Consider the following 23,036-nt stretch of genomic DNA (forward strand, 5'->3'; position numbering starts at 1 on the left):
CCATTCAATATCATGAAGCATTAATACTGTTGTAACCTGCATTCCCAAGACCTTGAGTAAAATAAGTAGAGAAGGTAAATGAAAGCGGGGATGAGAATAATGAAAGAGATGATCACAACCAACACTGATGTGCTTGTAATGCTGGACGTTCTTCTGCAAGAAGAGAAGGAATTTGACTGGGATGCTTTTTATACAGACAGAAACAAAAAGATTCCTTTCTTTAGTGATAAGCCGGATGAGAATCTTGCTGGGTACATATCCAATGGATACATCTCAAAAGGAAGTGTACTGGAATTGGGATGCGGACCCGGAAGAAATGCCTTATTTCTTGCCGCTGAAGGATTTCACGTAGATGCTGTGGACTCCTCACAGGAGGGCATCAAATGGGCAAGGGAACGTGCTGGCAAAAAAGGGCTGGAAGTTAATTTTTTCCTGGAAGATATATTTAAATTCTCCAAAGAAGAAAGGGAATATGATTTTGTATATGACTCTGGATGCTTTCATCATATCCCTCCGCACAGGAGGATGGACTATCTTACCTTGGTCGATAGTGCATTAAAGCCCGGCGGTTGTTTTGCTTTGACGACGTTCATGGAAAATGGACCGCTGGGGGGATCCTCCATTTCGGATTGGGAGGTTTACCGCCAAAGGAGCATGCGTGGAGGTCTTGGGTATTCAGAAGAAAAACTGAAGTCGGTATTCAGCAGATTTGAACCGATTGAGATTAGGGACATGAGGTCGATTCCAGCCGAAGAAAGCCTTTTTGGCGTGAATGGATTGAGAGCTGCATTATTCCGGAAGCCTGATAAGGCACCATCATAATAGAAGGCTGTATTCATATGAATTGTTGCTTTTGAAAAATCCCAAGTGCCGATTTTCCCCCTGTATTCAAAGGTTTTACTCTCCATAAAGAACAAGCAGATCTTTTCTGTCCTGCTCACCGGGATTTTTAGGGCGATTTACCAGGACATTATTAGAAATTTATATTGAATAGCAACAAAGTTTACGAAAAGAGCAAAAAACAAATACTTCCGCATTTTCAGCGGACGTATTTGTTTTTTGCATTTTATACAGATTTAGGTAATTAATGGTGGTAAAATAGGGGTGTCTATAGATTTTTATAGGAAACTGCTTAAAAGGGAGCTGCTTTTCATGAAATATAAGAGATTTGTTATTTCCTTATTAATTCTGTTTTTGTCAGCAACCGCGCTCTTCTCATGGTACGAAGGGAGCGGCCTCTTGGAAGATGAGGACCAGTGGAAGTATACTGCAGTGTTCTCAAAGGTGATGGATGATGATGAAGTGCTGGAAAAAAGCGAAATTGTGCATGCTGATTTTTTTCTGTACGCGGTTAAATTCCATCCGATTTTCCCTTCCGCCATGACGGTGTTCCTTCTTCTCATCCTGTTCTTTATGGGGTTTCCTTTTACAAACAAAAGTCTTACGTGGGCATCCATGATACTATTCATTATAATTTTTCTTCTGTCATTCCTGGTCAAGCCTGCCGAGGAAGGGACCGCCATATTCCTTAATAGTGTCAAATTTTCATCGTGTGGGCTGATCGTATGTACGGCCATTTTACGATTGAAGATCCAAAAGATTCCAATCAATGAGGAGGTGATGACCAATGAGTGATGGGAATTCACACTTTCCCAGCCTTCAAACGGAAAGGCTGTTCTTAAGAAATGTCACCCCAGAAGATGCAAGTTTCATTTTCAAGCTGTATAGCAATCCGGAAGTCTGCCGTTATTTATATGATGAAGAGATTTACACGTCACTTGATGATGCAAGAGAATTCATAGAATGGAACCAGCACCCTGAAGAGACAGGGAATAACCGCTGGCTGATTTTGAGAAAAGACGATGGGGAGCCAATAGGAACATGCGGGTATGACTCCTGGGATTCAGAGAACCGTATTGCAGAGATTGGGTATGATCTCTGGCAGGATGAGTGGGGGAAAGGGTATATGAAGGAAACGCTGGCCGCGGCAATTAAAAGCGGCTTTGATAATATGGGCCTTAACCGCATCAACGCATATACAGCGATAAAGAATGAAAAATCCTCAAAATTATTGGAATCACTTGGTTTTATTAAAGAAGGAATTTACAGAGATAAGCATCTATTCAGAGGAAGCTTTTATGATCATTTCAGTTATTCTTTATTAAAAAGGGATTGGATGAGGCGGCTGAGCGAGGAAAAATAGGAAGTAAGGTGATTGGAAGCCCCGGGAGAGTTCAGTTGGATTGTGAAGGGATTTTAAGGGTGATTCTCAGACAGGCAAATGGCCCTTGAATTCTTTATTTTCGAAAAAGTACTGTTTTGCTTAGTTCAGAGTATAATAGATTTTATGATGGAATTTGTGAAATATGTTCGGAGGTACGCTTTGAAGAACAAAGGAATGATCTTTTTGATGGTCTTCTTGATGGGTGTTCTTGCTTTCGCAGGTATTCAATACAGTGATAATCAAAAGATGAAAAGATATTTGAATAAACAACTGAATGAACGGCTGGGAATGCTGGACCTGCAGGCTGAGGCCATTCATTTTGTTACAGGGAATGCCCTTAAAGAGAAGGAGATTTCCAAGGAGGAATTGAGTGAAATTCAGGAGGCGCTCGAAATGTTTCGAATGAAGAGCCTGCAGGTGGAAAACGTAGCCAGAGGCTTGAACTTGGATAAAGAGAAGGGACTCCATGGAGTGACCCATAATACCTCCCGATTTATGGAGAATCGCATTGGGATGCTTATAGAGTCTATAGGGGATCAAAAGGCGCTAGAGCTGAAAGATGAAGAAGTACATATCCTGCGGAGCATCCATGAAACAAGCGGTGAGTGGAAGAAGGAAACTGACTCTTTTACTGATTCGGATAAAAATATCAAAAGAACAGACTGGGTCAAGACCTTGATCGACATGCAGGATGATTCAGCACATTATCAAAAAATCATGGAGGAGTAGAAGACATTACCGGCTTCCAGGGCAGGGGATATTAACAGAACCTTAGAAGTGAAGAATCTAATAAAAAGACTGTTTTCGCATCATTTGTTGCTTTCGGAAAACCCCAGGTGCCGGATTTTTCCCTTGTATTTGAAAAAGAACGAACAGCTCTTTTCTTTCCTGCTCACCAGGGTATTTGGGAGAATTCACCAGGATTTTATTTGAAATTCATATTGAAAGCTATAAAAAGTTTTCGAAAAGAGCCAATTACAAAAAGGCAGCTAATTAAAAGCTGTCTTTTTGTTAAGCAGGGATTACAAACAGCCTGTACATATATTATAATTATCAAAAAATCCCAAAAACGTGTGGTGAAGATATGAGGGAAATACTGTTAGGCATTCTGGCTTCGATGTTTTTTGCTGTCACTTTTATATTGAACAGATCCATGGAGCTGTCAGGCGGCAGCTGGTTATGGAGTTCTTCGTTACGGTTTCTCTTTATGGTTCCATTCTTGCTTCTGATTGTTTTTTTTAGGAAGAATCTCAGGCTATTATTCAGTGAGATGAGTAAAAAGCCATTGCAATGGCTGGGTTGGAGTTTTGTGGGTTTCGTCTTGTTTTATGCTCCTTTAACCTATGCTGCCGCCTATGGGCCGGGCTGGCTGGTGGCAGGAACTTGGCAGTTGACGATTGTCGCCGGGGTGCTTCTTGGGCCGCTTTTCTATGAAAGGCGCCAGACGGCATCAGGTCCGGTAATGGTTAGACAGAGAATACCTTTCAAGGCTCTTTTGATTTCATTGTTGATTATGTCAGGAGTGATCATGATTCAATGGCAGCAATCACAGGGGATCAGCATAAAAATGTTGATGGCCGGTATTCTTCCTGTGCTTCTTGCCGCTGTAGCCTATCCTCTTGGGAACCGAAAGATGATGGAGTTATGCGGCGGAAGGCTAGATACCTTTCAGAGAATCCTGGGAATGACTTTGGCAACAATGCCATTCTGGCTCATCATCGGTGCATTTGGATGGGTAAAAGCAGGGACACCCGATAGTGCTCAAGTCCTTCAAACTTTTATAGTCGCTATCTGTTCGGGGCTTATCGCCACTACATTGTTTTTCATTGCCACCGACAAGGTCAGGGAAAGCCAGGCAAAACTGGCGGCAGTTGAAGCCGCTCAATCCACACAAGTGTTATTCGTCATCATTGGCGAGGTTCTTCTTTTATCCTCGCCATTTCCGAACAGTCTGGCAATGCTTGGCTTATTCATCATCGTCCTCGGGATGCTCCTGCACAGTTATTACAGCAGGAAAATTGAGATGAAAGAAGAAGCGAAGATACTGGTACCCGGAAAAGATAAGGTTGTAAAAATGTGAGAATGGTTACGTCCTGTATATTGTGCGGGGCGTTTTTTTATATGGCATAAAAAATTACAAATATCAATCAGGATAAATTCACCAGTGAAAGAGGATACCAAATCGGCCATCGCTCGGCAGCTACAGAAGTAAAGAAGCCAGTTCCCGGCAGTGGCTGGTAATTGACAGGTGCAGTGTATATTGCCGTGGGTTATTAGGAATTGGTAATTATTTACCGTATTCAATTTTTTTACAAATTAGATTTTAAATGAATACATAGGGGGTAAAAAGAAAACCTAAGGAATTTATCAACAAGAGGTGTTATATATGCTGACTAAACTAAAGAAACGCCTGGAGAAGCTTGACGACAATTCACTGCAGATTTACTTAAGCAGGAAAAGGAAAATGGTAGTCAGGAACCGTTACCGGATCATTGGTTATTTCAACGATACTCTGCTGGGAATCCTGTACATGATCGGAAGTATCATGTTCATGACAGATACAGAAAGAGTCCTTGCAACCAGCTTTTTCCTTGCGGGGAGTTTTCTCATGATTTTCCGTGCAGTCATTCACATTTTAAGGGATATACACCTGAAACGATTCACAGATGAAGATTTTCAGGATAATCATTAGTTACGCTTCTCTGACTGAGGAGCGTTTTTTATTTTAGTATTCAAGTCAGGGTCCTCGTGAAAAGGCGTTTTTTTAGCAGAGATTGCATCTTTGTTTATGGTCCGTATCAATGCTATGATTCCTCTGCATGCCAAAAGCTTGATGACCAGGGTAAGGAACGAATGATACCATGTCCATCCTTTTCTCCAGGTAATCAAATCTGACTTTCTTTCAGCAATTGATTCAATCAACACTTGAGGGATCACAAATGGAAAAAGCTTAAAAAAGATTCCTGCCGGTTTGCTGTTCAATGTCCACTGATTATAGTAAAGAAGTATAAGTGGATAGTGAATGTAGTCAAATGGTAAATGAATTTTGAACCTCTTCTTATAAGGTCTAATGTTATATTGAAGAAAACCCTGGGAAACAAGGTAGCGGTCTGCCGCAGAGTTGCCGATGACACTGACGAGAAAAACAATCAGCCAGTCCTTGAATGAACGTTTGAAGATGGCAAACGGCAGCAAAATCATACCGATTAAAGTCGTTACAGACAAAAAAACGATGGAACCAGCCTGTTTTTTTCTCCTCATTTACCATCAAGCCTCCTTTTCATGTAGTTTGACTAATGTAAGGCGTGATTATGTAGAATTTTTTGCGGGTTTCATTTTGCTTGAGACAATTTGTGTCAAAAGATGGTAACATTATACAAGAAGTGATGATTGTCTTTATATTGTGATTTAGCTCTCAGAGTCATTGGAAATGGTGCTATTTTGATGGCGGGAATGGTTCAATATGTACGCACCTGCGGAGAGGCCGGGATTGGCTCACCCCCTGATACATTCTCTGGGTTAAGTCAGCTGTCGGTCCTTTTTGTAAGGCACTTATCGTAAACTTTGCTGCTATTTAATATAAATTTCAATTAATATCCTGGAAAATCGACTTAAAAACCCCGGTGATCAGGATAGAAAAGGGCGGATCGTTCCTTTTCGAGAGTAAAACCTTTGCATACAAGGGCAAAGTCCGGTACATGGGAACTTTTTGAGAGCCATAATATATTCATGAAAACAGCCTTATAAAAAACTTGGAGGCGGAAGTATGGAAATCCTTGAAATCAGACCAGAGGATGCAGTTGAAATCCTGACTATGTTTCGTGAAACGATCCATCATGTAAATGCAAGGGATTATAACCCCCAACAGCTGGATGCCTGGACTTCTGGCAGTGGCAGTCTATTGAAAAGAGAGGAATGGGCAAATGCTTTTCGGGAAAATTTCAGTTATAAAGCTATATTGGACGGCAGGATTGCCGGATTTGCCGATATGACTGACAACGGTTTTCTGGATCGGTTATATGTTCATAAAGACTATCAAGGCCAGGGGGTTGCCTCTTGCTTACTGCAAAAGCTGGAGGAGGAAGCATTCCATCATAACCTGACTGAAATTGTGACGTTTGCAAGCATTACAGCAAAGCCTTTTTTTGAGAAACGGGGATTCCTTGTCCAATATTGTCAGCGGGTAAGCCGGAATGGTGTACACCTGGTGAACTATAAAATGGTGAAAGAGGGGATATGAAATGTATAGATTTGTGCCAATGACTGACGAATACGCAAAAGAAATTGCCTTTGAATGGAAGTATGACGGGGAGTATTCATTTTATGATATGACGGCTGATGAGGAAGATTTGGAAGAATTCCTTCAGCCGGACAAATCCGGGTATTTTGCAGTTGAGCGGGAAGGCCGGCTTATAGGATTTTTCAGCTTTCAGAATCCTGGGGACGGGATCCTTGATATTGGCCTCGGTATGAAACCTGATATTACAGGAAAAGGGCAGGGGTTTGCCTTTCTGCAAGAAGGGATGAAATTTGCTGTTGATGCATATCAGCCTGAACTCATAACACTTTCTGTTGCAGCATTTAATGAACGTGCGATCAAAGTCTATGACAAAGCAGGGTTCAAGCGGGCTGGAATCTTTATGCAGGAAACAAACGGCAGTACATATGAATTCCTGAAAATGAAATTGGATTTAAAGGAGAATCAAGATGTATTTATTGCAAGCAGGTTTTAACGGAGGAGATATTCTATTTCAGTTGATCATGTTTATTCTATTGCTCGGAATTCCTGCTGCATTACTATTTTTGTTCTTAGCCCTCATGAAGAAGAGGAAAAGCAGATTGGACAGGATTGAAAAGAAGCTGGACAGCCTGCTGAAAGAAAAGGAGAGCAGAAGGTGAGAAACAGAGGGTCGGTTGTCATAATACGGAACGAAGAGGCAGTGTTGATCAAAAGGGTTAAAAATGGAGAAGAGTACTTTGTATTTCCCGGGGGCGGCATTGAGCGTGGTGAATCTCCGGAACAGGCTGCTGCCCGTGAAGCATATGAAGAGCTTGGAGTAACGGTGAAGATAAGCCAATGTCTCTCAGAAATAGATTACGAAGGAAAGCAGTATTTTTTCGCTGCCAAAATCATTACTGGGAAGCTCGGTGAAGGAAAAGCGGAGGAATTCAGGGACTCTTCGAGGGGCACCTATGAACTGGTATGGGTGCCTCTGGAAAAATTTCCCGAAATGGATATCCGGCCAGCAGAAGCAGCACGGACGATCAATCTGCTCCCCACTTGTATATCGAATTATGAAGAAATCTGGACATGAAAATCATGAAAATATGAAAGGGAATATTCCCGGCTATCTGTGTGATTTTCATTTTAAGAATCCCGGTCTTAATAAGAAGAAGGTCAAAAAGAATGCACGAGGAAAGAAAAACCACACGATAGATAACATGTTCCTTGAAAGAAAGAAGTACGCCAACGAATGATAAAACCATACTGTACAAAGGGGCAATCATGAAATGTTCCTTCCAGGAATGATACCGGCTGAAACCAAATCTAAGTTGCCTGCCGGCGGCTGTACAATACAGCAGTGAAATACCTGTTACCATCAAGGACAAGTACTGTGAATTGGCAAGCGCCCACTTCTTCTTATCCTTCAAAAGTCGATATACACCGTCATTCAAGAAGAAATTGACCATTAGAAATATCGGTGTGTAGTATGTCTTCCACCAATTGACTTTGTAAAGTCCCAGCTTTAAGAACCATTTTTCAATAAGGTAAAAGTAAAGGCTGTAGCCGGCTTTCCATTTCCAACCGCCTTTATAAACCGTAATGAACACCGCGCTTATAGGGACATATAGAGTCTGTGACAATATTGCTCCAAAAATATTATCAAGATACCGGGTTTTAAATAGAGTGGGTTTATAGGTATAGGCATTAAGCAAGTTCAAGATCACATATTCAAAAGATAGGAAAGTCCTATATTGGTTAACAGCAATACCCAGGTTATCCGGTCTCTTTTCTTAAACAGAACAGCTGCGAGCATTAGTAAATGTATGATTGCCAATATTAAAAAATATTTTGAGTTCCTGTTTAATCGTTTGTTTGCCATCTGGAGCCACCTGACTGGATAAGTGTTTTTGTTATTGTGTGTATTTTGAACGAGATTATGAATTATTAATGGTTCATTTATAGTGAAAAAGTCATAAATTTTTTATGAAGCTATGAAGGTATTCTTTAAGTAAATATATTGGATACTGATCTGACTTTTGGGGGAATCGTTATTTCACTTACCAGCAAAAACTCATTTATATTATTACTCAGTCTCGGGATTTCTTCTTTTGGTGATTTCATCTATCTGGTGGCCATCAACATTCTTATACTGCAAATGACTGGCTCTGCAGCGGCTGTTGCCGGTCTTTGGATCATTGGTCCTGCTGCTGCCCTTTTGACAAAGTTCTGGTCAGGCAGCTTGGTTGACCGGATGAATAAAAGGAAGATAATGATTGGGACGGACATTGCCAGAGCCCTTTTGGTGGCATCCATACCCTTTTGTGAATCAGTATTCCTTATCTATTTTCTTTTGTTTATGTTATCAATCTCGAAAGCATTCTTTGAGCCGGCATCGATTGCCTATATAACCGGCATCATTCCGCAGCAGGACTGGAAACAGTTTAACTCATTCAGGAGCCTCCTTTCTTCTAGTGCTTTTCTGATCGGCCCGGCAATATCGGGAATAATGTTTATCTTTGCAACAGTCAATGCATCGATATGGTTGAATGCCGCAACTTTCTTAGTTTCTGCCTTACTGTTGACGCTGCTTCCTGATATAGAGGCGAAGACGGAAAATGTCAAGCTTTCCTGGGGGATATTGAAAGACGACTGGAGAGCGGTATTCACCTTTTCTAAATTAAACGCTTATATTGCCCTGGTATACTTTCTTGCTCAATTCTTCATGATTGCAGCTATGGGGATGGATGCACAGGAAGTGGTGTTTACTCAGCAGGTTTTGAATTTGAGTGAGGCTGAATACGGTTTCCTGATCAGTATCACAGGGATTGGTTCCATATTAGGTGCCTCTGTTGTGTCTGCTGCTTCAAGGAAATTATCCATCCCCTTTTTGATGAGCACGGGATTCCTTTTAGTTTCGTTCGGATATCTGCTTTATGCTTTTTCATTTTCATTCTGGTCGGTTGCTGCCGGCTTCATCATTCTCGGTTTCTTTAATCCTTTTTGGGGAACTGGTTTCCTGACTTTTTATCAAAATAATGTTCCACTCAGCATCATGGGCAGGTTCACCAGCATTTATGGAATCTTCCAAAGCATTCTCCAAATATTTTTTATCCTCTTGATTGGTTTCACTGGCGAGCTTTTCCCGCTCCGCTTGAGCATCATTATTGCTTCATCCGTGATGCTTGCCATTGCGGTGATACAAATTATTTTAATGAACAAACCATCAAAAAAGGTACTATACTCTGAGCAAGCTGAAACTATGGATTCTTAGAAAGGTGATTAAATGACTGTTAAGGGTTTAAGCCATTTTTTATTTTCGGTGAGAGATCTAGATGCATCGGTTGAGTTTTACAAGGAGGTTTTTGATGCAAGGCTTTTAGTGAAGGGCCGGAAGACGGCATATTTTGATTTGAACGGAATGTGGCTTGCATTGAATGAAGAGAAAGATGCAGTAAGAAAAGATGATTCCTATACTCACATAGCGTTTTCCATAGATGAAAGAGACTACGAAAGGGTTCATGAAAAGCTGGTAAGCCTGGGAGTCCGCATTCTGCCTGGCAGGGGCCGCAGTGTCCAGGATAAAAGGTCGATTTATTTTGTAGATCCCGATGGATATAAGTTTGAATTTCATACAGGTTCATTACAGGACCGTTTGAATTATTATCGAGCAGAAAAACCGCATATGAACTTTTTTGAATGAAAGGATACGATATTAATTGAAGACCAATGTATATTTAGTAAGGCATTCGCATTCAATCTATACTTCCGATGAATTGGGGAGGCCGCTTTCAGAGAAAGGGTTTTCGGACTCAGCCAAAATAACGGAAATCCTGTCAAAGGAAAAGATCGATGTATTCCTATCAAGTCCTTATTTGCGTGCCGTCCAAACGATCCAGGGAGCTGCCGGTCATTTTGGAAAAGAAGTTGAATTGATGGAAGGCTTCAAGGAACGACACTTAACAAGTGAACCTGCAGAAGATTTCAGCCTTGCCATCAGGAAGGTATGGGAAGATTGGCACTTTTCTTGGGAAGGCGGGGAGTCCAACCTGGCTGCCCAGGAAAGAGGGGTCTCTGAACTGATGAAGGTCCTTGAAAAACAAGGGGGCAAAAATATCGCCATCGGGACGCATGGAAATATCATGGTCCTGATCATGAATCATTTTGATGGCCGATATGATTTTAGTTTTTGGGAGCAGCTGAAAATGCCGGATGTGTATTGCCTGAGTTTTGATGGCAGTAGGTTTGCCGGTGCTAAAAGAATGATGGATTGAGAGGTGAAGCTGCATTCTTAGATGGATGCAGCTTTTTTAATATTTAGCTCTTTAACTTGATCGCACTTAGGCTGTCGATTCGGCGGATAAATAAATGATACCGAGACAAGATAATAGCAAGTGTTTTTAGTTTGGAGGTTATAAATAAATGAGCTATGAAGAATATTGGACCCGTTTGTATAAGACAGGCGATGAGTTGAATTCTTTATTTCATTTGTATTGGACTGAATACTCAAGTTTCACTGATTGGCAGTTCTGGGTGGTCGTTATTTTATTGGCCGGTCCTGTGTTCCTGCTTTTCTATACGGTGGACCGAAGCCGGATTTTTGAACTGTTTTTCTTTGGTTATACCGTACATCTTCTATGGACATATGTAGATGTTCCTCTCGAAAGATACGGCTATTTCGTCCATCCATATTTTATTCATCCTATATTTCCTTACTCATTAAACATGACTGCAGCTGTATTGCCGGTCAGTTTTTTGCTTCTTTATCAATGGTGTACAAAGAGGAAGAAAAATTTTTATTTACATGCAGTGTTAATGAGCTTAGCGTTTTCTTTCCTTTTTGCACCCCTGAAAAGGTACGCCGGCCTTGTTGAACTCCGGAAGGGGATGAACTATTTTTACGTGTTCCTGGTCGATCTAGGGGTTGTTTTTATTTCTTATATTTTTACCAGGCTCCTAAAGGGAGTTTATGAACGGAATCGATGAACCCTGCTTCTATGGGTTCTTTATTATTGGAAGGATCCAAGTGTTGGGATTGCATCAAAGGAATTAAGAGTTTTGCGGTCGCTTAACGCCAGGACAAATTTGAATGAGAATGGTCAATACACGTACTTTTCTGCTGAAAAAAATATGAAGGGGAGGTGTTGTTTGACAACCTGGTGATCCCGTCTCTTGATGGGCAGATGGTTTTCCTGAATGATTTGCTCCGGGAGCATCAGGGAAGTGAATTTCCTATTGACTCCTTAGGGATTCCCGGGAGGAAGATCTATTTGTTTGAAGTAAAATACTTTGAATGTGATTTTTTCATTGAAGAGGAAAGATGGCGTTCCCCCAGCGGAAAAGAAATAAAAAACCCCTCATCCAGATGGCCAGGGCAGAAACGTTACTCAGGCAGGCCACTGAACAAATCGGATTCCTCTATCCACTCGAAGCTTACCTCATTTTTATCCATCCCGAATTCCACCTTGATTACCCTCCATGTATTACCAATTCGATCGTTTATCCAGCACAAATTAACCGCTTCATAAAAAAAATTCAAAACTGTTCCTTACGTATCGGCAAACCCGAAAAGATATTGCAGAAAAAATTTCATCTCTACATAAAGTGAGGATAAGCGAACCATTCAAAGGATTCTCGCAAAAAATGGTCGGAAAAACTAAAGCAACAGTCTACCTGTAATCTAAGATTTATGACATTATGCTGCAATGGAAATCCAGCCTATACAACGATTTAATTAATAACGTATTGTGTGTATTAGGTAATAACAGCTCAACTAACCTGCAATTTATATATTAATTTGTATGTGAGTTTAGTATTTTCGTTGAAATATACACAAATACAACCTAAATTGGTAGTAAACTTAGCAATTTCTATACAACTTGCATACAAATGAGTGAATCTTATGTATGTGTAGCTTGAGAATATTAAAAACTGACCTATATAAGTTAAAAAGAATAACAATCCTCACCCAACGCAGCTCCCATTTCTGTTATAATTTACCTAATCACTCAAAAGGGGGACGGGGAGTGGAGAAGATCAATATCAGGAAACTCAGACTCAGGCAGCTGCTGCTTTTAAATGGGCTTTGTCTTTCAGGATTCACGATATTCTTTCTAGTTATAAACACCAGCGGTTTATCACTTAAATGGCTCTTTACAATCATCCCTGTACTTATGCTGTTGCAGACAGGGGAGAAGTTCCTTAGAAGGAACAGTTCGAGGATCCTGATTCCGATTATTGATGAAGTCACTCAATATGAAAAACAGAAAATGGGAGCCGAGTGGATAAAGCAGCAGAGGGTGGCTGCCATCATCAATCTTTTCGCCGCAAGTCTCATGTTTTTATAGCCTTCATTCAGCCGCCGTCACAGCCGCAGCCGCTGAGCATTTCGAATAGTGATCTTTTGATGGTCATTGTCTTTACAATGCTGATCATTAATCTTAGTGCGGTAATGCATAACAAAAAAGTTGACCGGTCTTATGAACCGGCAGATTTAAGGGGCTATACAGTGAAAACTACCATTATGGCAGTTTTGGCGGGAATAGGAATGGCAGTGGCCGTTATTCTATTTTCATTTTTCAAAGTGTTATCAAACATCTAAAAAAGGAGAGGAACTTTAAAATGGACTTTCAAACTTTCTTAGATCAATTCCTGGATTCATGGTCGCATTCGAATCTTGAAGAACTTTCCAATATGATTGCAGAGGATTACCAGGCAAGGGAGATTACTTCGGACGGAGAATTAGTGGATTTTGGCTATGAGCAGTCGATCGAGGGCTGGAAGCAAGGATTTCAATTTGTGAAGGAAAGCGGGTCGGAGTGGGTGTTGAAGACCTTGTCCACGATGCCGCTGAGGGATAATGAAGTAATGGCCATCATTTCGGCCTCGATGATCATTGACGGATACCCTCTGGAGACGGCAAATATCTTTTTTGATACATTCAAACAGACTGAAGAAGGCTGGATACTATCCAGGAGTTATGTTGAAGCAGGGGCGAGGGTTGATCTTGTCAAAACAGCTCTTTGAAAAGTGTTTCAAAGTTTAATCCCTCATATAAAAAGGGTATAAACAAAATGAGACATTGATTTAAGGAGGAATGAACATGATTAACATTATTCCAAGTGGCCGTACAGATCTTATGGAAGTAGAAATAAACGGCGACTACACCAAAGAGGATATGCAGGAATTTGAAAAGGCATTTCATGAGAAGAAAGCACCTGAGGCAAATATGAATCTGCTGCTGATTGTGAATGATATGAATTTTTCTTTGAAAGCATTGAAAGAGGACTTCATGTTCGGCAAGGACCATATGCATGAATTCAGGAAAGTAGCGGTTGTCAGTGACAAGAAACTTGTTGAGATGGGCGCAAAAATCGAGGACATGATGCCGAATGTAGAAGTGAAGCATTTTGATAAAGATCACCGTACCGACGCGGTGACCTGGGTCCAATAACGGAGTGGAGATTTTTCTCCATTCCTTTTCTTATGAAGGAGGGGTAAAATGCTTGTTATCGTAAGTATTTTGCTGTTGATCGTGACGTTGGCATTAAGCAAAAATGTTAAAAGATCCAAAAGGTTTGCCATTTTTTATATAATTGCATTGGCAGGAGGAGTTTTTGCCCTGTTTTCTGCAGTTATCTTTGGAGGATGGGACAGCCTGCCGTATGCATTGACGGGTGCGTTGATAGGTGTCATCGGTCTGTTCGGGATGATGATGGTCCTGCTGGTGAGACAAAAAGCTTGATAAGTCAGAAGAAAGCACCAATCAACCTCACTTTAAGTGTTTGATAGAGTTCATTGAATGATCATCCATAATCATCACTCGCGAAGAGTAAGCATAATGCTCCTGATAAGATTCTCTAAGATTTACATGGAAAGTCACCAAATGTTCGACAAGGCGCTGGACATCTTCGGTAAAAACACCTGAGCGGTTAATCAAAATATTTTCATATTTTTTAACAGTTTTCCCGGCTTTTTTTAATAGTTTTTTAGCGTCTCTGAGCCGGAAGGCAAAATGGAGGTTTTCTGCCAGCAATGTAAAGTCCTTGATCAATGCCTGGCTGATTTTTGCATTGATATTATCAGGATCGACTTCTTCTCCGGGAAGAATGAAGGCTTTGGCCATTTCAATATCGGAAATCAGCGGCTGGCTGTAATAGTGTAAAAAGATTTGCAGCGTATTGAAAGCATCATACATAGGATTGTGTGCTGCGCCTTTGAATTCCACACCGTATAAACCCAGCGCATTTGCTACAGACAAATTGTCTTTGGACACATGTTTGCTGAAGGTTTCCTGGAAATCGACGTAACGGCTTTCAATTTTTTCAATCGTTACTTCATGGAGCCCGTGGCGTTCACTATCCAGCTTAAGCCTGGTCATGTCACTTTTCGACCAGGAGAAGAACCTTGACTTCTTAACGCCGCCTATCCAGAAGAGAAATTCTTTGAAAACAGCTGGAAAAGAATCTGCAGTTTTCAGGTCTCGATCGGAGATCCCTGTTAGTTGTTTGCAGAAATTACTCAGCGGCCAAGGTGTGGTCGGATTAATATACTTGTCAAAGTAGGAAATTTGCTTTGTGTCCAGGTCATATTTTACAGCTCCCAACCGAATGGCTTCCATATCTTCGAAAGCCATGCCTCTGTCATCACATTTCATCTCAAAATCAAAGAAAATAAACTGCTTCAATTCAGCCATGGTCATTCTCCTTTCCCAACTTGTCAGTATAAAGGGCGGCCATGGGTTTGGGAACCGGTAATTCATACCAAAAAAAGCATGCTGCCGTCTGGCTGCATGCTTTTGGCTGATCATGATCAGAAAGTTCAAGTATGTATAAAAGAAAAGGCCCCTCCCGATCCGTACAGTGGTTAAGTGTCCCGCAACAAGCGAATAGAATTCGGGAGGAGCCTTACTGTATTATACCCTAACATAGATCCTTAAACCCGTGAAGGGGGAAATCTTTCCTTTCCAGATAATGTTTGTCCGGATATTCAGGCGGGTATTTTAAAGAACTATCGAAGGATTACCTGAAAGGAAGTTTTGCGAGTGAACGACATTTATCTGTTTTCAGGGATACTGGTCCTTGTCCTTGTCGCTGTTGATCTCTTATGGACAAGCATTTGGGTGGACGGTGGCGGCGGCCTTCTTTCCAGGCGGATGGGTAAGGGGTTCTGGTATCTTTTAAGAAAAATAAGCAGGGATAATTCCAAAATTCTAAGGCTGGCCGGCCCGCTGATTCTGTCCCTCACGCTGGTGATGTGGATCCTGCTTCTATGGGCAGGCTGGACACTTGTATTCAGTGCGGATGCGGGTGCAGTTCTGTTGTCTCAGAAGAATACACCTATCACGTCCTGGACAGAAAGGATTTATTTTGTCGGCTTCACCTTATTCACACTGGGTATCGGTGACTATATACCAAAAAAAGGATTCTGGCAGATCATGACAACGATTGCAACTGGGAGCGGCATGCTGTTCATCACTCTGTCGGTTTCATATGTCGTTTCTGTAGTGAGCGGTGTTGTGCAAAAAAGGACCTTTGCCAAAAGCATCACAGGACAGGGCAGCGACTGGGTATCAATTGTCAAGCGAAGCTGGGATGGAAGCAGCTTCAATAATATCGATTTATTTTTGAAAGACCAGTCTTCTCAATTGACGGCGCTGACACAACAACATAAAGCATATCCGATCCTTCATTATTACCACACACAGGATAAGGGACAGTCTTCTGCAGTGGCAGTGGCTCTTTTTGATGAAGCGTTAACTGTCTATGAATATGGTGTGGATGAGAAATTCAAGCCAAATCAGATTTGGATACAAGAGGCCCGGTCAAGTGTTGCCGATTACCTTGATACACTTCATTCGGTTTTCTTCAAGTCTGCGCCAAGTACTCCACCGCCTATGGACCTTGATCCGTTACGGGAAAAGGGGATTCCGGTTAAATCTCCACAGGAATTCAATATCTTTTTATCAGAACTGGTTGAAAGAAGAGAGAAGCTGCTTGGCTTGGTAGAAGCTGACGCATGGCACTGGCCGAGTAATGAACAGCAAGATTCTCATGGAGGATGAACGCTTCAATGTTTGAAGCTGTTTTTCCCCTGATTGCTTCACAATCTTTTTCTTCTGAAGAAAATCATGGTATGATATAGAATGATTTCTAATGAATAGGAGTGTTAATAATATGGCTAAAAAAGGATACATACAATTTGAAAACGGTGAAAAAGTCGAATTCGACCTATTCCCGAATGAAGCACCTGGTACTGTTGAAAACTTTGCTAAATTAGCAAAAGAAGGATTCTACGATGGACTTTCATTCCACCGTGTCATCCCTGGATTCGTAAGCCAAGGAGGATGCCCAAATGGAACAGGTACGGGCGGCCCTGGCTACACAATTCCTTGTGAAACAGAAGGGAACCCTCATAAGCATGAAGCGGGATCTCTTTCCATGGCACATGCGGGTAAAGATACAGGCGGAAGCCAATTCTTCATCGTTCATGAACCTCAGCCTCATTTGAACGGTGTGCACACTGTATTCGGTAAAGTGACGTCTGGCCTTGAAACAGCCAGAAACCTGCGAAATGGCGATGTAATGCAGAAGGTTGTCATTGAAGACTAATATGGAGGAGCTGGATTTTTCCCAGCTCTTTTTTTGTGCTTTATTTTATATAGCTGGCGGATTTTTAAGTGGGAAGGTTCTGTTGTAAGCTTTTTTTGCCTTTATTAACGGGGCTTCGGTATGCGAACGCAGGAGAAACAGTCGAATTACCGTAGAAAAAATATAAACAGCTCACCCGCAAATCACGAAGGAATGAATTTGAAATGAATATATCTGCAGCTCTGCACATATCAACACAGTAAAACCTGGACAGCTCCCATTCCTGTCATAACTTCCGCTTTTTATAATATCTTATAGAGAACAAGAGAAGACATCTGGGAGGAGATAGGATGCCGGCAGCACTACATGAGATGCAGGTGGAAGCTTCGAGGGAGGAGCTTTGGAAGTTTGTAAGTGATATGGATGTTTGGGCGCCGTTAGTGCCTGGGTATATCGGACATGACATCATAAATGAAAGAGAATCCACGTGGAAGTTCAAGACGGATTTAGGATTCATGAAGAAGAAGGTCCATTTAAAGGTGGAAATCATTGAGTGGCTCGAGCCTTCGAAGGTGAGGTTCAATTTAAGCGGGATCAATGAACGGTTTAACGGCCATGGCTATTTCGCCGCCGAACCCGCAGGAGCCAATGCCTGCAGCATGACAGGGTGCCTTGAAATAAACGCGGAGGGACCGCTGGCGAAAATGGTCAATCCACTATTAAACTCGATACTTCCTGAAATGACTACAGAACTCACTGAAGCCGTCGCTTACAAAGTAGAAGGCACCTATGCCTCCAGATAATAATATATGATGTGTGATAAGATCCCTTCCTTAATCAGGAGGGGATCTTTTTGATAAGCAGTGAATTATTTTATAAAGCCTTTTGTTCGCAGCTGCTGTTCAACATCTTTAAACGTTTTGACAGGAACGAAGTCTATTCCTTTTTTCAAGAGCATGTCCTGTAATGCTTTTTTTGCAAAAACCAAATCAGCATGCTCCGCAGGGTGGGTATCCGGTTCACTGTCGCCAATGAAATGAACTTTCTCGTATTCCTTTTGTAAATCAATAATGACCTTGGACTTATCGATACCGTAGCGCTCATGATAATGATGGTGTGTTACATCGATATTCAGATGAACTCCCCGATTTTTATAATATCCTTCGTTCGAAAATACATTAACATCTTCAATATTATAATAATCTAGGAGATGGTTGATATAATAGTCCGTACCGGCACTGAGAACAAAAAAGTCCCCTCCGTTCTTCTGGACTTCCTTGATGAAGGGCATTGCATAGTCATCAATAGGAAGTGCGTGTATCTCTTGAATAATATTTTTTTCCTCATCATTGATATTTTTGAAAACCTCACCGAGAAAATCAATGTCTTTCATCTCTCCATTTTTCCACTTCCTGTACAGATTTTTTCCTTCCTCGAAATGGTTCTCGATTATGAGATCATAAAAATCCTGATTAGAGATGGTACCGTCAAAATCGGAAACAAACGCCCATTTCTTCATTTTCTTAACTCCCTTTCTACAGTAGGTTTACATTACTTTTCCCATAATATTTTAATTATAACGCAGCCAAATTGATGAATGAGATATTTAGGCAGAGTACATGATAAAACAAGGATGTTTTCGCACATATTGTGGCTTTCGGAAAAATCCCAGGTGCCGGATTTTTTCGCTGTATTCAAATGTTTTACTATCGATAATGGACGAGCAGCTCTTTTCTTCACTGCTCACCGGGTTTTACCAGGACTTCATTTGGAATTTATGGTAAATATCAGCAAGATTACGAAAAGAGCCTAAAAAAAGATAAGTGATGCTGGAGGTTATGTTTTTGAAAGAAACCAATCATCTTGTTTCCCTGTCATCTGCGGAAATCGCCAATCTATGGACACAGTACATAAATGATTCTCTTTCGATCTGCATCCTTTCCCATGCCGTTACAAAAGTAGAGGATGCCGAAATTAAAGAGATTTTGGAGCAGGCAATTGGCATGGCAAAATCCCACTTGCCCATAATCGAGGGATTCTTTAAAGAAAAAAGCATCCCGGTTCCGAAGGGTTTTTCTATTGAAGATGATGTGAATATGAGCGCTCCTGCATTATTTACAGATCAATTTCTTCTTGTTTATATGCATGTCATGACACTTCATGGGATGACGGGATATGCAGGGGCAGTCGGGTCATCGGCACGTAATGATCAGATTGAATATTTCCTGGATTGTAACGTAGGGGCCATGAAGCTATATCAAAAAATCCTGGAAATGATGCTGAAGAAAGGCATTTACAGCAGACCGCCGAATATCCATATACCTGAAAAGGTGGATATGGTTGATAATCAGCGTTATTTGGCTGGCTGGTTTGGAAAGAAACGTCCTCTCAATGCTGCTGAAATTAGCGGAATCAGCTATAACATGCAGAAAACAGTTGTTAAAGTCACGCTTGAAATTGGATTCAGCCAAGTGTCCAGATCTAAATCGATACAAAAGTATTTTCTTAGAGGAAAGGAGATGTGTGAAAAGCATTTCTCCATATTGAGGAGTACTCTTCAAAAAGAAGATCTTTCCTCACCGCCAACGTTCGCATCTGAAGTGACGGATTCAATCACTCCACCCTATTCCGAAAAGCTGATGCTGAACCACATTGTGCTGCTTGTTTCAGCTGCGATAGGCTTTTATGGGGCTGGTTTATCGGTATCACAAAGAAGGGATCTTGCTGCGGAATACACCCGGTTATTGGCAGAAATGGGACTTTACGCAAATGAAGGGGCACAGTTACTGATTGAGAATGGCTGGCTAGAGCAGCCGCCGCTTGCCCATGACAGGGATGAACTGGCGCGGAGGAAATGATCGAGTTTGAAGGAGGGATATGAGATCGCTTTTGTGAAATGACACAAAAGTATCTGCCTGTTTCTCATTATGCTAATGTACTGAAAAGTAAGAATTCTTTACAAAAGGGTGTTTTCGCATAGATTGTTGCTTTCGGAAAAATCCCAGGCGCCGGATTTTTCCCTGTATTCAAAGGTTTTACTATCGAAAAAAAGAAGCACCAGATGGCCGTGGCCTCTAATGCTTCTGTCATTTTATTTTCTTTTTAATTCCATTCCGAGTTCGTCCAGCGCATGCATGACTCCCTGCTGCAGGATGGAGAAACATGGGATGCTGTCAATCTTGTGTCCTCTTTGTGTAATCTGCATACTCAATTCCGGTGAGATGCCTACCAGGAGGCACTTTGTCCCCATAAAGGAGGTTGCTGTCACAAATTTGTCGATGAAGTCCAGCGTGTAGTCATCGACACCTTTGAGACTTGTTAAATCCACGATTAGATGAGTCGCCTTATGGCGGGGGAGGTTTAAAAGGGTCCTGTCCAGAAGCTCCTCGGCCCTCAGCTCGTTATAGGGTCCAACCAACGGAACGATCAGGATAGACTCCATAACCGGAATGATAGGAGATGAAATTTCTTTTATCATTTGGGATAACGATTCAGTACGTTCACGTGTGATTTTCTCCAATTCTTTCTGTGCTTCATCTTTTTGTTCCTGAATCAGGGAGCTCACATTTAAAGACGGAGAAACAGAAGAAGGGAAGAACTCATATTCACTATAGTCGTGCCCTTCAATCTGGCTTTGGGTAACCTTATACCAGACCTTTTCATTGAATAAGCCGGAAAATACCCCAGCCCAATGTCCCGGGAGGAAGGTTCCTTCCTGTTCTTTTTTCTGTGCAGTGTTCACTTTATATTCCCAGCCATTCCGCACCCGGATAGTTGCTTTTTTTTCTTTAAAGCACACACGGTCAATATCCGTAATACCCCAGCCGGCAGTCATATAGGTGGTGGGAAGTTTCTTTAAGATTTCCTGTGGGTCTCCAATGGATTGATTGTAGAAATTGCAGACAGTCTTACCTGTCCTGTATCCAGCGGTCTCCAAAACAAGCTTCGCTTCCTCTTCGCCAGCAATTTCTTCAATAGAATCGAATAATGTTTTAAATGCGGTATTCACCCAGAATAATACCACTTCATCATTTTCAAAAAAGATATCACCATTATCCAGGTCCCATTCAAAGAATGAACCATTAATATCCTTGTGAGTTCTGTTCATTTCGCTGCCTCCTATAAAAAAATATTCTGTTAAAGGTGATATTTTTTCAAGAGCATTTGCAATTCACTATTATAAGATGAAAGTGATTGCTATGTAAATTGTCGATGTGCTTTTTTTATAAAGTTTTTAAAGAATTCATACCTTCGTATAAGATTCGAAGAAACGGAATTTCAATACTTATAGTTAATAGAGAAAAGAGCAAGTAGGTCACTTGAACAGTATTGAAAGAAGAAATGAGATAAAAAAAGGCTTAGAAGAGTATTTTCTTCTAAGCTTTGAAACTGTCTGGCAGCCGGAATTGGAATCCTCGCTGTTTGATTTCCCTTATCAACTCAGGCAGTATTTGGACAGTCTGAGGAAGTTCATGTAAGAGAATGATAGCTTTGTTTTCCAGATGGTCTGTCACATATTTAATGATTTGTCCTGGATTATCTGCCGTCTCCCAATCCATAGAGGCGATCCTCCACATCATCGTCTCCATCCCAAGTACACTGGCTGCCGAGATGGTGTCATTATTATATTGGCCGAAAGGGGGACGGAAGTATTTCACATCCTGTCCAGTTATTTCGCTGATGATCCTTTTGCTGCTGGATAAATCCGCAAGCTGTTCCTCAAAGGAGAGCCGGGTTAGGTTTCTATGTTTGGTGGAATGGCTCCCGACAAGATGTCCTTCATCCAGGACCCTTTTCCAGGGACGGCTTGAGTGGAGGAGCCTTGTCTGCCAGAAGAAAACAGCCTGGACTTCTTCGCTCCGGAGAATGTCCAGTATTGCAGGCAAGGCTCTTGCCGGTCCATCATCAAAGGTCAACATGACAGACTTTTGTTCATTGTCATTTAATCTTGTGATTACGTCTTTATCATTAGAGTCGTACACGACCCTGCGGCAATTAGCTACTCAAGGGCTCTTTGGCATAGCACTGGCTCCTTTCCTTTGGCTCTTTTCGTAAACTTTGAGGCTATTCAATTTGATTTCAAATAATATCCAGGGAAATCGTCGTTAAACCCCGGTGAGCAGAAAAGAAAAGAGCTGCTCGTTCTTTTGAGAGTAAAACCTTTGTAAACAGGGGGAAAATCCGGCACCAGGGATTTATTCGAAAGCAGCAACAAAAGCGAAAACAGCCTTTCCTTTACACTAATTCATAACTTTCCGAACCATATGTTTCAACATATTCTCTATCAGAAAATTCAACAGCCTTGCCGTCAAAGATTACTTTTCCTTCTTTTAAAGCAATGATGCGGCCGGCAAATTTTTTTGCCAGCGATACATCATGCACGTTAATGATGGTCAATAGATCATGGTGATCGTGCATCTGCTTAATCAGTGAAAAGATATGGCTGGAGGTTCCCGGATCCAAGCTCGCAACGGGTTCATCCCCTAAGAGTACCTCAGGTTTTTGTAAAAGGGCACGGGCAATACCGACGCGCTGTTTCTGTCCGCCGCTTAAGTGCTCGACCCTTCGGTCAGCAAATTCAGAGAGCCCGACTTCAGCTATGACCTCCTTTGCACGCCTTACTTCCTCTGTTGTAAACCAGCCAATCAGATTTTTGAAAGAAGAACGGTGACCAAACATGCCTGTCAATACATTCTGCAGGACAGAAAGGCGGGGAACAAGGTTGAAATGCTGAAATATCATGCCCATTTCCCTTCTGGTTTTCCTGGCTTCTTCTTCTGTTTTGGAGGAGAGGGGATCGCCTTTCCAATATACTTCTCCGCTAGACAGTGGCTGCAGTCCGTTAATTGTCCTGATGAGAGTCGATTTTCCTGCGCCGCTCTTCCCTAATATGCAGACAAAATCGCCTTTTTCAAAAGAAAGATTTACAGAAGACAGCGCAGCATGAGCCGATCCTTTGTATTGAACACTGATGTCGTCTAATTTTAACATTTTGGCTGCC

30 protein-coding genes are annotated in these 23,036 nt (G+C 41.6%); 23 read left to right on the forward strand and 7 right to left on the reverse strand.

What is annotated here, in order from left to right:
- Positions 1–99: 99 nt before the first annotated feature.
- The 6 genes from D3H55_RS04370 to D3H55_RS04400 all read left to right on the forward strand — a co-directional run bounded on the left by D3H55_RS04370 (position 100) and on the right by D3H55_RS04400 (position 4,916).
- A complete protein-coding gene (locus D3H55_RS04370; protein ID WP_119545843.1) occupies positions 100–822 on the forward strand; it encodes a class I SAM-dependent methyltransferase in 723 nt (240 codons plus the stop codon).
- Positions 823–1,152: 330 nt separating this feature from the next.
- On the forward strand, positions 1,153–1,635 hold the full coding sequence (locus D3H55_RS04375) for a DUF4306 domain-containing protein (protein ID WP_136035628.1): 483 nt from the start codon (positions 1,153–1,155) through the stop codon (positions 1,633–1,635).
- On the forward strand, positions 1,628–2,203 hold the full coding sequence (locus D3H55_RS04380) for a GNAT family N-acetyltransferase (RefSeq protein WP_119545699.1): 576 nt from the start codon (positions 1,628–1,630) through the stop codon (positions 2,201–2,203). The genes D3H55_RS04375 and D3H55_RS04380 overlap by 8 nt, the downstream gene beginning before the upstream one ends.
- A gap of 180 nt (positions 2,204–2,383) precedes the next feature.
- On the forward strand, positions 2,384–2,953 hold the full coding sequence (locus D3H55_RS04385; protein WP_119545700.1) for a hypothetical protein: 570 nt from the start codon (positions 2,384–2,386) through the stop codon (positions 2,951–2,953).
- 355 nt (positions 2,954–3,308) lie between these two features.
- Positions 3,309–4,304 carry a DMT family transporter gene (locus D3H55_RS04395; RefSeq protein WP_119545702.1) on the forward strand — a complete coding sequence of 332 codons (996 nt, stop codon included), beginning with the start codon at positions 3,309–3,311 and terminating at the stop codon, positions 4,302–4,304.
- 306 nt (positions 4,305–4,610) lie between these two features.
- Positions 4,611–4,916, forward strand: a complete 306-nt coding sequence (locus D3H55_RS04400) for a YrhK family protein (protein ID WP_119545703.1) — start codon at positions 4,611–4,613, stop codon at positions 4,914–4,916.
- Here the strand turns inward: D3H55_RS04400 and D3H55_RS04405 are convergent.
- Positions 4,913–5,485 carry a CBO0543 family protein gene (locus tag D3H55_RS04405; protein WP_119545704.1) on the reverse strand — a complete coding sequence of 191 codons (573 nt, stop codon included), beginning with the start codon at positions 5,483–5,485 and terminating at the stop codon, positions 4,913–4,915. The two genes, D3H55_RS04400 and D3H55_RS04405, sit on opposite strands and share 4 nt — an antisense overlap.
- A gap of 505 nt (positions 5,486–5,990) precedes the next feature.
- Between D3H55_RS04405 and D3H55_RS04410 the strand changes: the two genes are divergently transcribed.
- The 4 genes from D3H55_RS04410 to D3H55_RS04425 are packed head-to-tail and all read left to right on the forward strand — an operon-like array spanning position 5,991 to position 7,539.
- Positions 5,991–6,464: a GNAT family N-acetyltransferase gene (locus D3H55_RS04410; RefSeq protein ID WP_119545705.1), complete on the forward strand. Its 474-nt coding sequence runs from the start codon at positions 5,991–5,993 to the stop codon at positions 6,462–6,464.
- A gap of 1 nt (position 6,465) precedes the next feature.
- On the forward strand, positions 6,466–6,957 hold the full coding sequence (locus D3H55_RS04415; RefSeq protein WP_119545706.1) for a GNAT family N-acetyltransferase: 492 nt from the start codon (positions 6,466–6,468) through the stop codon (positions 6,955–6,957).
- A complete protein-coding gene (locus D3H55_RS04420) occupies positions 6,932–7,123 on the forward strand; it encodes a hypothetical protein (RefSeq protein ID WP_119545707.1) in 192 nt (63 codons plus the stop codon). Before D3H55_RS04415 ends, D3H55_RS04420 begins: the two co-directional genes overlap by 26 nt.
- Positions 7,120–7,539 carry an NUDIX hydrolase gene (locus tag D3H55_RS04425; RefSeq protein ID WP_119545708.1) on the forward strand — a complete coding sequence of 140 codons (420 nt, stop codon included), beginning with the start codon at positions 7,120–7,122 and terminating at the stop codon, positions 7,537–7,539. The genes D3H55_RS04420 and D3H55_RS04425 overlap by 4 nt, the downstream gene beginning before the upstream one ends.
- On the opposite strand, the gene D3H55_RS04430 is transcribed toward D3H55_RS04425, so the two are convergent.
- Positions 7,490–8,167, reverse strand: a complete 678-nt coding sequence (locus D3H55_RS04430) for a hypothetical protein (protein WP_168412962.1) — start codon at positions 8,165–8,167, stop codon at positions 7,490–7,492. The two genes, D3H55_RS04425 and D3H55_RS04430, sit on opposite strands and share 50 nt — an antisense overlap.
- A gap of 299 nt (positions 8,168–8,466) precedes the next feature.
- Here D3H55_RS04430 and D3H55_RS04435 point away from each other — a divergent pair, with 299 nt between their 5' ends.
- The 9 genes from D3H55_RS04435 (at position 8,467) to D3H55_RS04480 (ending at position 14,190) form a co-directional block, all read left to right on the forward strand.
- On the forward strand, positions 8,467–9,720 hold the full coding sequence (locus D3H55_RS04435; RefSeq protein WP_240628481.1) for an MFS transporter: 1,254 nt from the start codon (positions 8,467–8,469) through the stop codon (positions 9,718–9,720).
- Between the two features lie 12 nt (positions 9,721–9,732).
- Positions 9,733–10,149, forward strand: coding sequence for a metallothiol transferase FosB (fosB, locus tag D3H55_RS04440; RefSeq protein WP_119545710.1), 417 nt, complete (start codon positions 9,733–9,735; stop codon positions 10,147–10,149).
- A gap of 16 nt (positions 10,150–10,165) precedes the next feature.
- Entirely contained in the window at positions 10,166–10,720 is a 555-nt protein-coding gene (locus D3H55_RS04445) for a histidine phosphatase family protein (protein ID WP_119545711.1), read from the forward strand.
- Between the two features lie 148 nt (positions 10,721–10,868).
- Positions 10,869–11,432, forward strand: a complete 564-nt coding sequence (locus D3H55_RS04450) for a hypothetical protein (RefSeq protein WP_119545712.1) — start codon at positions 10,869–10,871, stop codon at positions 11,430–11,432.
- 1,040 nt (positions 11,433–12,472) lie between these two features.
- Positions 12,473–12,793 carry a hypothetical protein gene (locus D3H55_RS04460; protein ID WP_119545714.1) on the forward strand — a complete coding sequence of 107 codons (321 nt, stop codon included), beginning with the start codon at positions 12,473–12,475 and terminating at the stop codon, positions 12,791–12,793.
- Between the two features lie 59 nt (positions 12,794–12,852).
- Complete coding sequence (locus D3H55_RS04465; protein WP_119545715.1) at positions 12,853–13,047, forward strand: hypothetical protein; 195 nt, start codon at positions 12,853–12,855, stop codon at positions 13,045–13,047.
- A 20-nt stretch (positions 13,048–13,067) separates the two neighbouring features.
- On the forward strand, positions 13,068–13,472 hold the full coding sequence (locus D3H55_RS04470; protein ID WP_119545716.1) for a flavoprotein: 405 nt from the start codon (positions 13,068–13,070) through the stop codon (positions 13,470–13,472).
- A 76-nt stretch (positions 13,473–13,548) separates the two neighbouring features.
- Entirely contained in the window at positions 13,549–13,899 is a 351-nt protein-coding gene (locus tag D3H55_RS04475) for a SpoIIAA family protein (RefSeq protein ID WP_168412963.1), read from the forward strand.
- A gap of 48 nt (positions 13,900–13,947) precedes the next feature.
- A complete protein-coding gene (locus D3H55_RS04480; protein WP_119545718.1) occupies positions 13,948–14,190 on the forward strand; it encodes a YesK family protein in 243 nt (80 codons plus the stop codon).
- Between the two features lie 27 nt (positions 14,191–14,217).
- On the opposite strand, the gene D3H55_RS04485 is transcribed toward D3H55_RS04480, so the two are convergent.
- Positions 14,218–15,141 carry a 3'-5' exonuclease gene (locus D3H55_RS04485; protein WP_119545845.1) on the reverse strand — a complete coding sequence of 308 codons (924 nt, stop codon included), beginning with the start codon at positions 15,139–15,141 and terminating at the stop codon, positions 14,218–14,220.
- 348 nt (positions 15,142–15,489) lie between these two features.
- Here D3H55_RS04485 and D3H55_RS04490 point away from each other — a divergent pair, with 348 nt between their 5' ends.
- The 3 genes from D3H55_RS04490 to D3H55_RS04500 all read left to right on the forward strand — a co-directional run bounded on the left by D3H55_RS04490 (position 15,490) and on the right by D3H55_RS04500 (position 17,838).
- Positions 15,490–16,509, forward strand: coding sequence for an ion channel (locus D3H55_RS04490; protein WP_240628482.1), 1,020 nt, complete (start codon positions 15,490–15,492; stop codon positions 16,507–16,509).
- Between the two features lie 112 nt (positions 16,510–16,621).
- Positions 16,622–17,056: a peptidylprolyl isomerase gene (locus D3H55_RS04495; RefSeq protein WP_119545720.1), complete on the forward strand. Its 435-nt coding sequence runs from the start codon at positions 16,622–16,624 to the stop codon at positions 17,054–17,056.
- Positions 17,057–17,385: 329 nt separating this feature from the next.
- Entirely contained in the window at positions 17,386–17,838 is a 453-nt protein-coding gene (locus D3H55_RS04500) for an SRPBCC family protein (protein ID WP_119545721.1), read from the forward strand.
- A gap of 65 nt (positions 17,839–17,903) precedes the next feature.
- On the opposite strand, the gene D3H55_RS04505 is transcribed toward D3H55_RS04500, so the two are convergent.
- The gene (locus tag D3H55_RS04505; protein ID WP_119545722.1) at positions 17,904–18,554 is read right to left on the reverse strand and encodes an MtnX-like HAD-IB family phosphatase; all 651 of its coding nucleotides are present in this window, start codon (positions 18,552–18,554) and stop codon (positions 17,904–17,906) included.
- A gap of 325 nt (positions 18,555–18,879) precedes the next feature.
- Between D3H55_RS04505 and D3H55_RS04510 the strand changes: the two genes are divergently transcribed.
- Complete coding sequence (locus D3H55_RS04510) at positions 18,880–19,893, forward strand: DUF3231 family protein (protein WP_168412964.1); 1,014 nt, start codon at positions 18,880–18,882, stop codon at positions 19,891–19,893.
- 233 nt (positions 19,894–20,126) lie between these two features.
- On the opposite strand, the gene D3H55_RS04515 is transcribed toward D3H55_RS04510, so the two are convergent.
- The 3 genes from D3H55_RS04515 to phnC all read right to left on the reverse strand — a co-directional run bounded on the left by D3H55_RS04515 (position 20,127) and on the right by phnC (position 23,026).
- Positions 20,127–21,143 carry an STAS domain-containing protein gene (locus tag D3H55_RS04515; RefSeq protein WP_119545724.1) on the reverse strand — a complete coding sequence of 339 codons (1,017 nt, stop codon included), beginning with the start codon at positions 21,141–21,143 and terminating at the stop codon, positions 20,127–20,129.
- Positions 21,144–21,411: 268 nt separating this feature from the next.
- Positions 21,412–22,017, reverse strand: a complete 606-nt coding sequence (locus tag D3H55_RS04520; protein ID WP_240628483.1) for a polysaccharide deacetylase family protein — start codon at positions 22,015–22,017, stop codon at positions 21,412–21,414.
- Between the two features lie 253 nt (positions 22,018–22,270).
- Positions 22,271–23,026, reverse strand: a complete 756-nt coding sequence (gene phnC, locus D3H55_RS04525; protein ID WP_119545726.1) for a phosphonate ABC transporter ATP-binding protein — start codon at positions 23,024–23,026, stop codon at positions 22,271–22,273.
- Between the last annotated feature and the right edge of the window lie 10 nt (positions 23,027–23,036).

The sequence above is a fragment of the Bacillus salacetis genome (genome assembly GCF_003581585.1).
Classification (GTDB): domain Bacteria; phylum Bacillota; class Bacilli; order Bacillales; family Bacillaceae_B; genus Rossellomorea; species Rossellomorea salacetis.

Bases quoted from the DNA above. Each gene is read 5' to 3' on its own strand.
- D3H55_RS04370 (WP_119545843.1), top strand. From the start codon at position 100: ATGAAAGAGATGATCACAACCAACACTGATGTGCTTGTAATGCTGGAC.
- D3H55_RS04375 (WP_136035628.1), top strand. From the start codon at position 1,153: ATGAAATATAAGAGATTTGTTATTTCCTTATTAATTCTGTTTTTGTCA.
- D3H55_RS04380 (WP_119545699.1), top strand. From the start codon at position 1,628: ATGAGTGATGGGAATTCACACTTTCCCAGCCTTCAAACGGAAAGGCTG.
- D3H55_RS04395 (WP_119545702.1), top strand. From the start codon at position 3,309: ATGAGGGAAATACTGTTAGGCATTCTGGCTTCGATGTTTTTTGCTGTC.
- D3H55_RS04400 (WP_119545703.1), top strand. From the start codon at position 4,611: ATGCTGACTAAACTAAAGAAACGCCTGGAGAAGCTTGACGACAATTCA.
- D3H55_RS04405 (WP_119545704.1), bottom strand. From the start codon at position 5,485: ATGAGGAGAAAAAAACAGGCTGGTTCCATCGTTTTTTTGTCTGTAACG.
- D3H55_RS04410 (WP_119545705.1), top strand. From the start codon at position 5,991: ATGGAAATCCTTGAAATCAGACCAGAGGATGCAGTTGAAATCCTGACT.
- D3H55_RS04415 (WP_119545706.1), top strand. From the start codon at position 6,466: ATGTATAGATTTGTGCCAATGACTGACGAATACGCAAAAGAAATTGCC.
- D3H55_RS04420 (WP_119545707.1), top strand. From the start codon at position 6,932: ATGTATTTATTGCAAGCAGGTTTTAACGGAGGAGATATTCTATTTCAG.
- fosB (WP_119545710.1), top strand. From the start codon at position 9,733: ATGACTGTTAAGGGTTTAAGCCATTTTTTATTTTCGGTGAGAGATCTA.
- D3H55_RS04450 (WP_119545712.1), top strand. From the start codon at position 10,869: ATGAGCTATGAAGAATATTGGACCCGTTTGTATAAGACAGGCGATGAG.
- D3H55_RS04465 (WP_119545715.1), top strand. From the start codon at position 12,853: ATGGTCATTGTCTTTACAATGCTGATCATTAATCTTAGTGCGGTAATG.
- D3H55_RS04470 (WP_119545716.1), top strand. From the start codon at position 13,068: ATGGACTTTCAAACTTTCTTAGATCAATTCCTGGATTCATGGTCGCAT.
- D3H55_RS04475 (WP_168412963.1), top strand. From the start codon at position 13,549: ATGATTAACATTATTCCAAGTGGCCGTACAGATCTTATGGAAGTAGAA.
- D3H55_RS04480 (WP_119545718.1), top strand. From the start codon at position 13,948: ATGCTTGTTATCGTAAGTATTTTGCTGTTGATCGTGACGTTGGCATTA.
- D3H55_RS04485 (WP_119545845.1), bottom strand. From the start codon at position 15,141: ATGGCTGAATTGAAGCAGTTTATTTTCTTTGATTTTGAGATGAAATGT.
- D3H55_RS04495 (WP_119545720.1), top strand. From the start codon at position 16,622: ATGGCTAAAAAAGGATACATACAATTTGAAAACGGTGAAAAAGTCGAA.
- D3H55_RS04500 (WP_119545721.1), top strand. From the start codon at position 17,386: ATGCCGGCAGCACTACATGAGATGCAGGTGGAAGCTTCGAGGGAGGAG.
- D3H55_RS04505 (WP_119545722.1), bottom strand. From the start codon at position 18,554: ATGAAGAAATGGGCGTTTGTTTCCGATTTTGACGGTACCATCTCTAAT.
- D3H55_RS04515 (WP_119545724.1), bottom strand. From the start codon at position 21,143: ATGAACAGAACTCACAAGGATATTAATGGTTCATTCTTTGAATGGGAC.
- phnC (WP_119545726.1), bottom strand. From the start codon at position 23,026: ATGTTAAAATTAGACGACATCAGTGTTCAATACAAAGGATCGGCTCAT.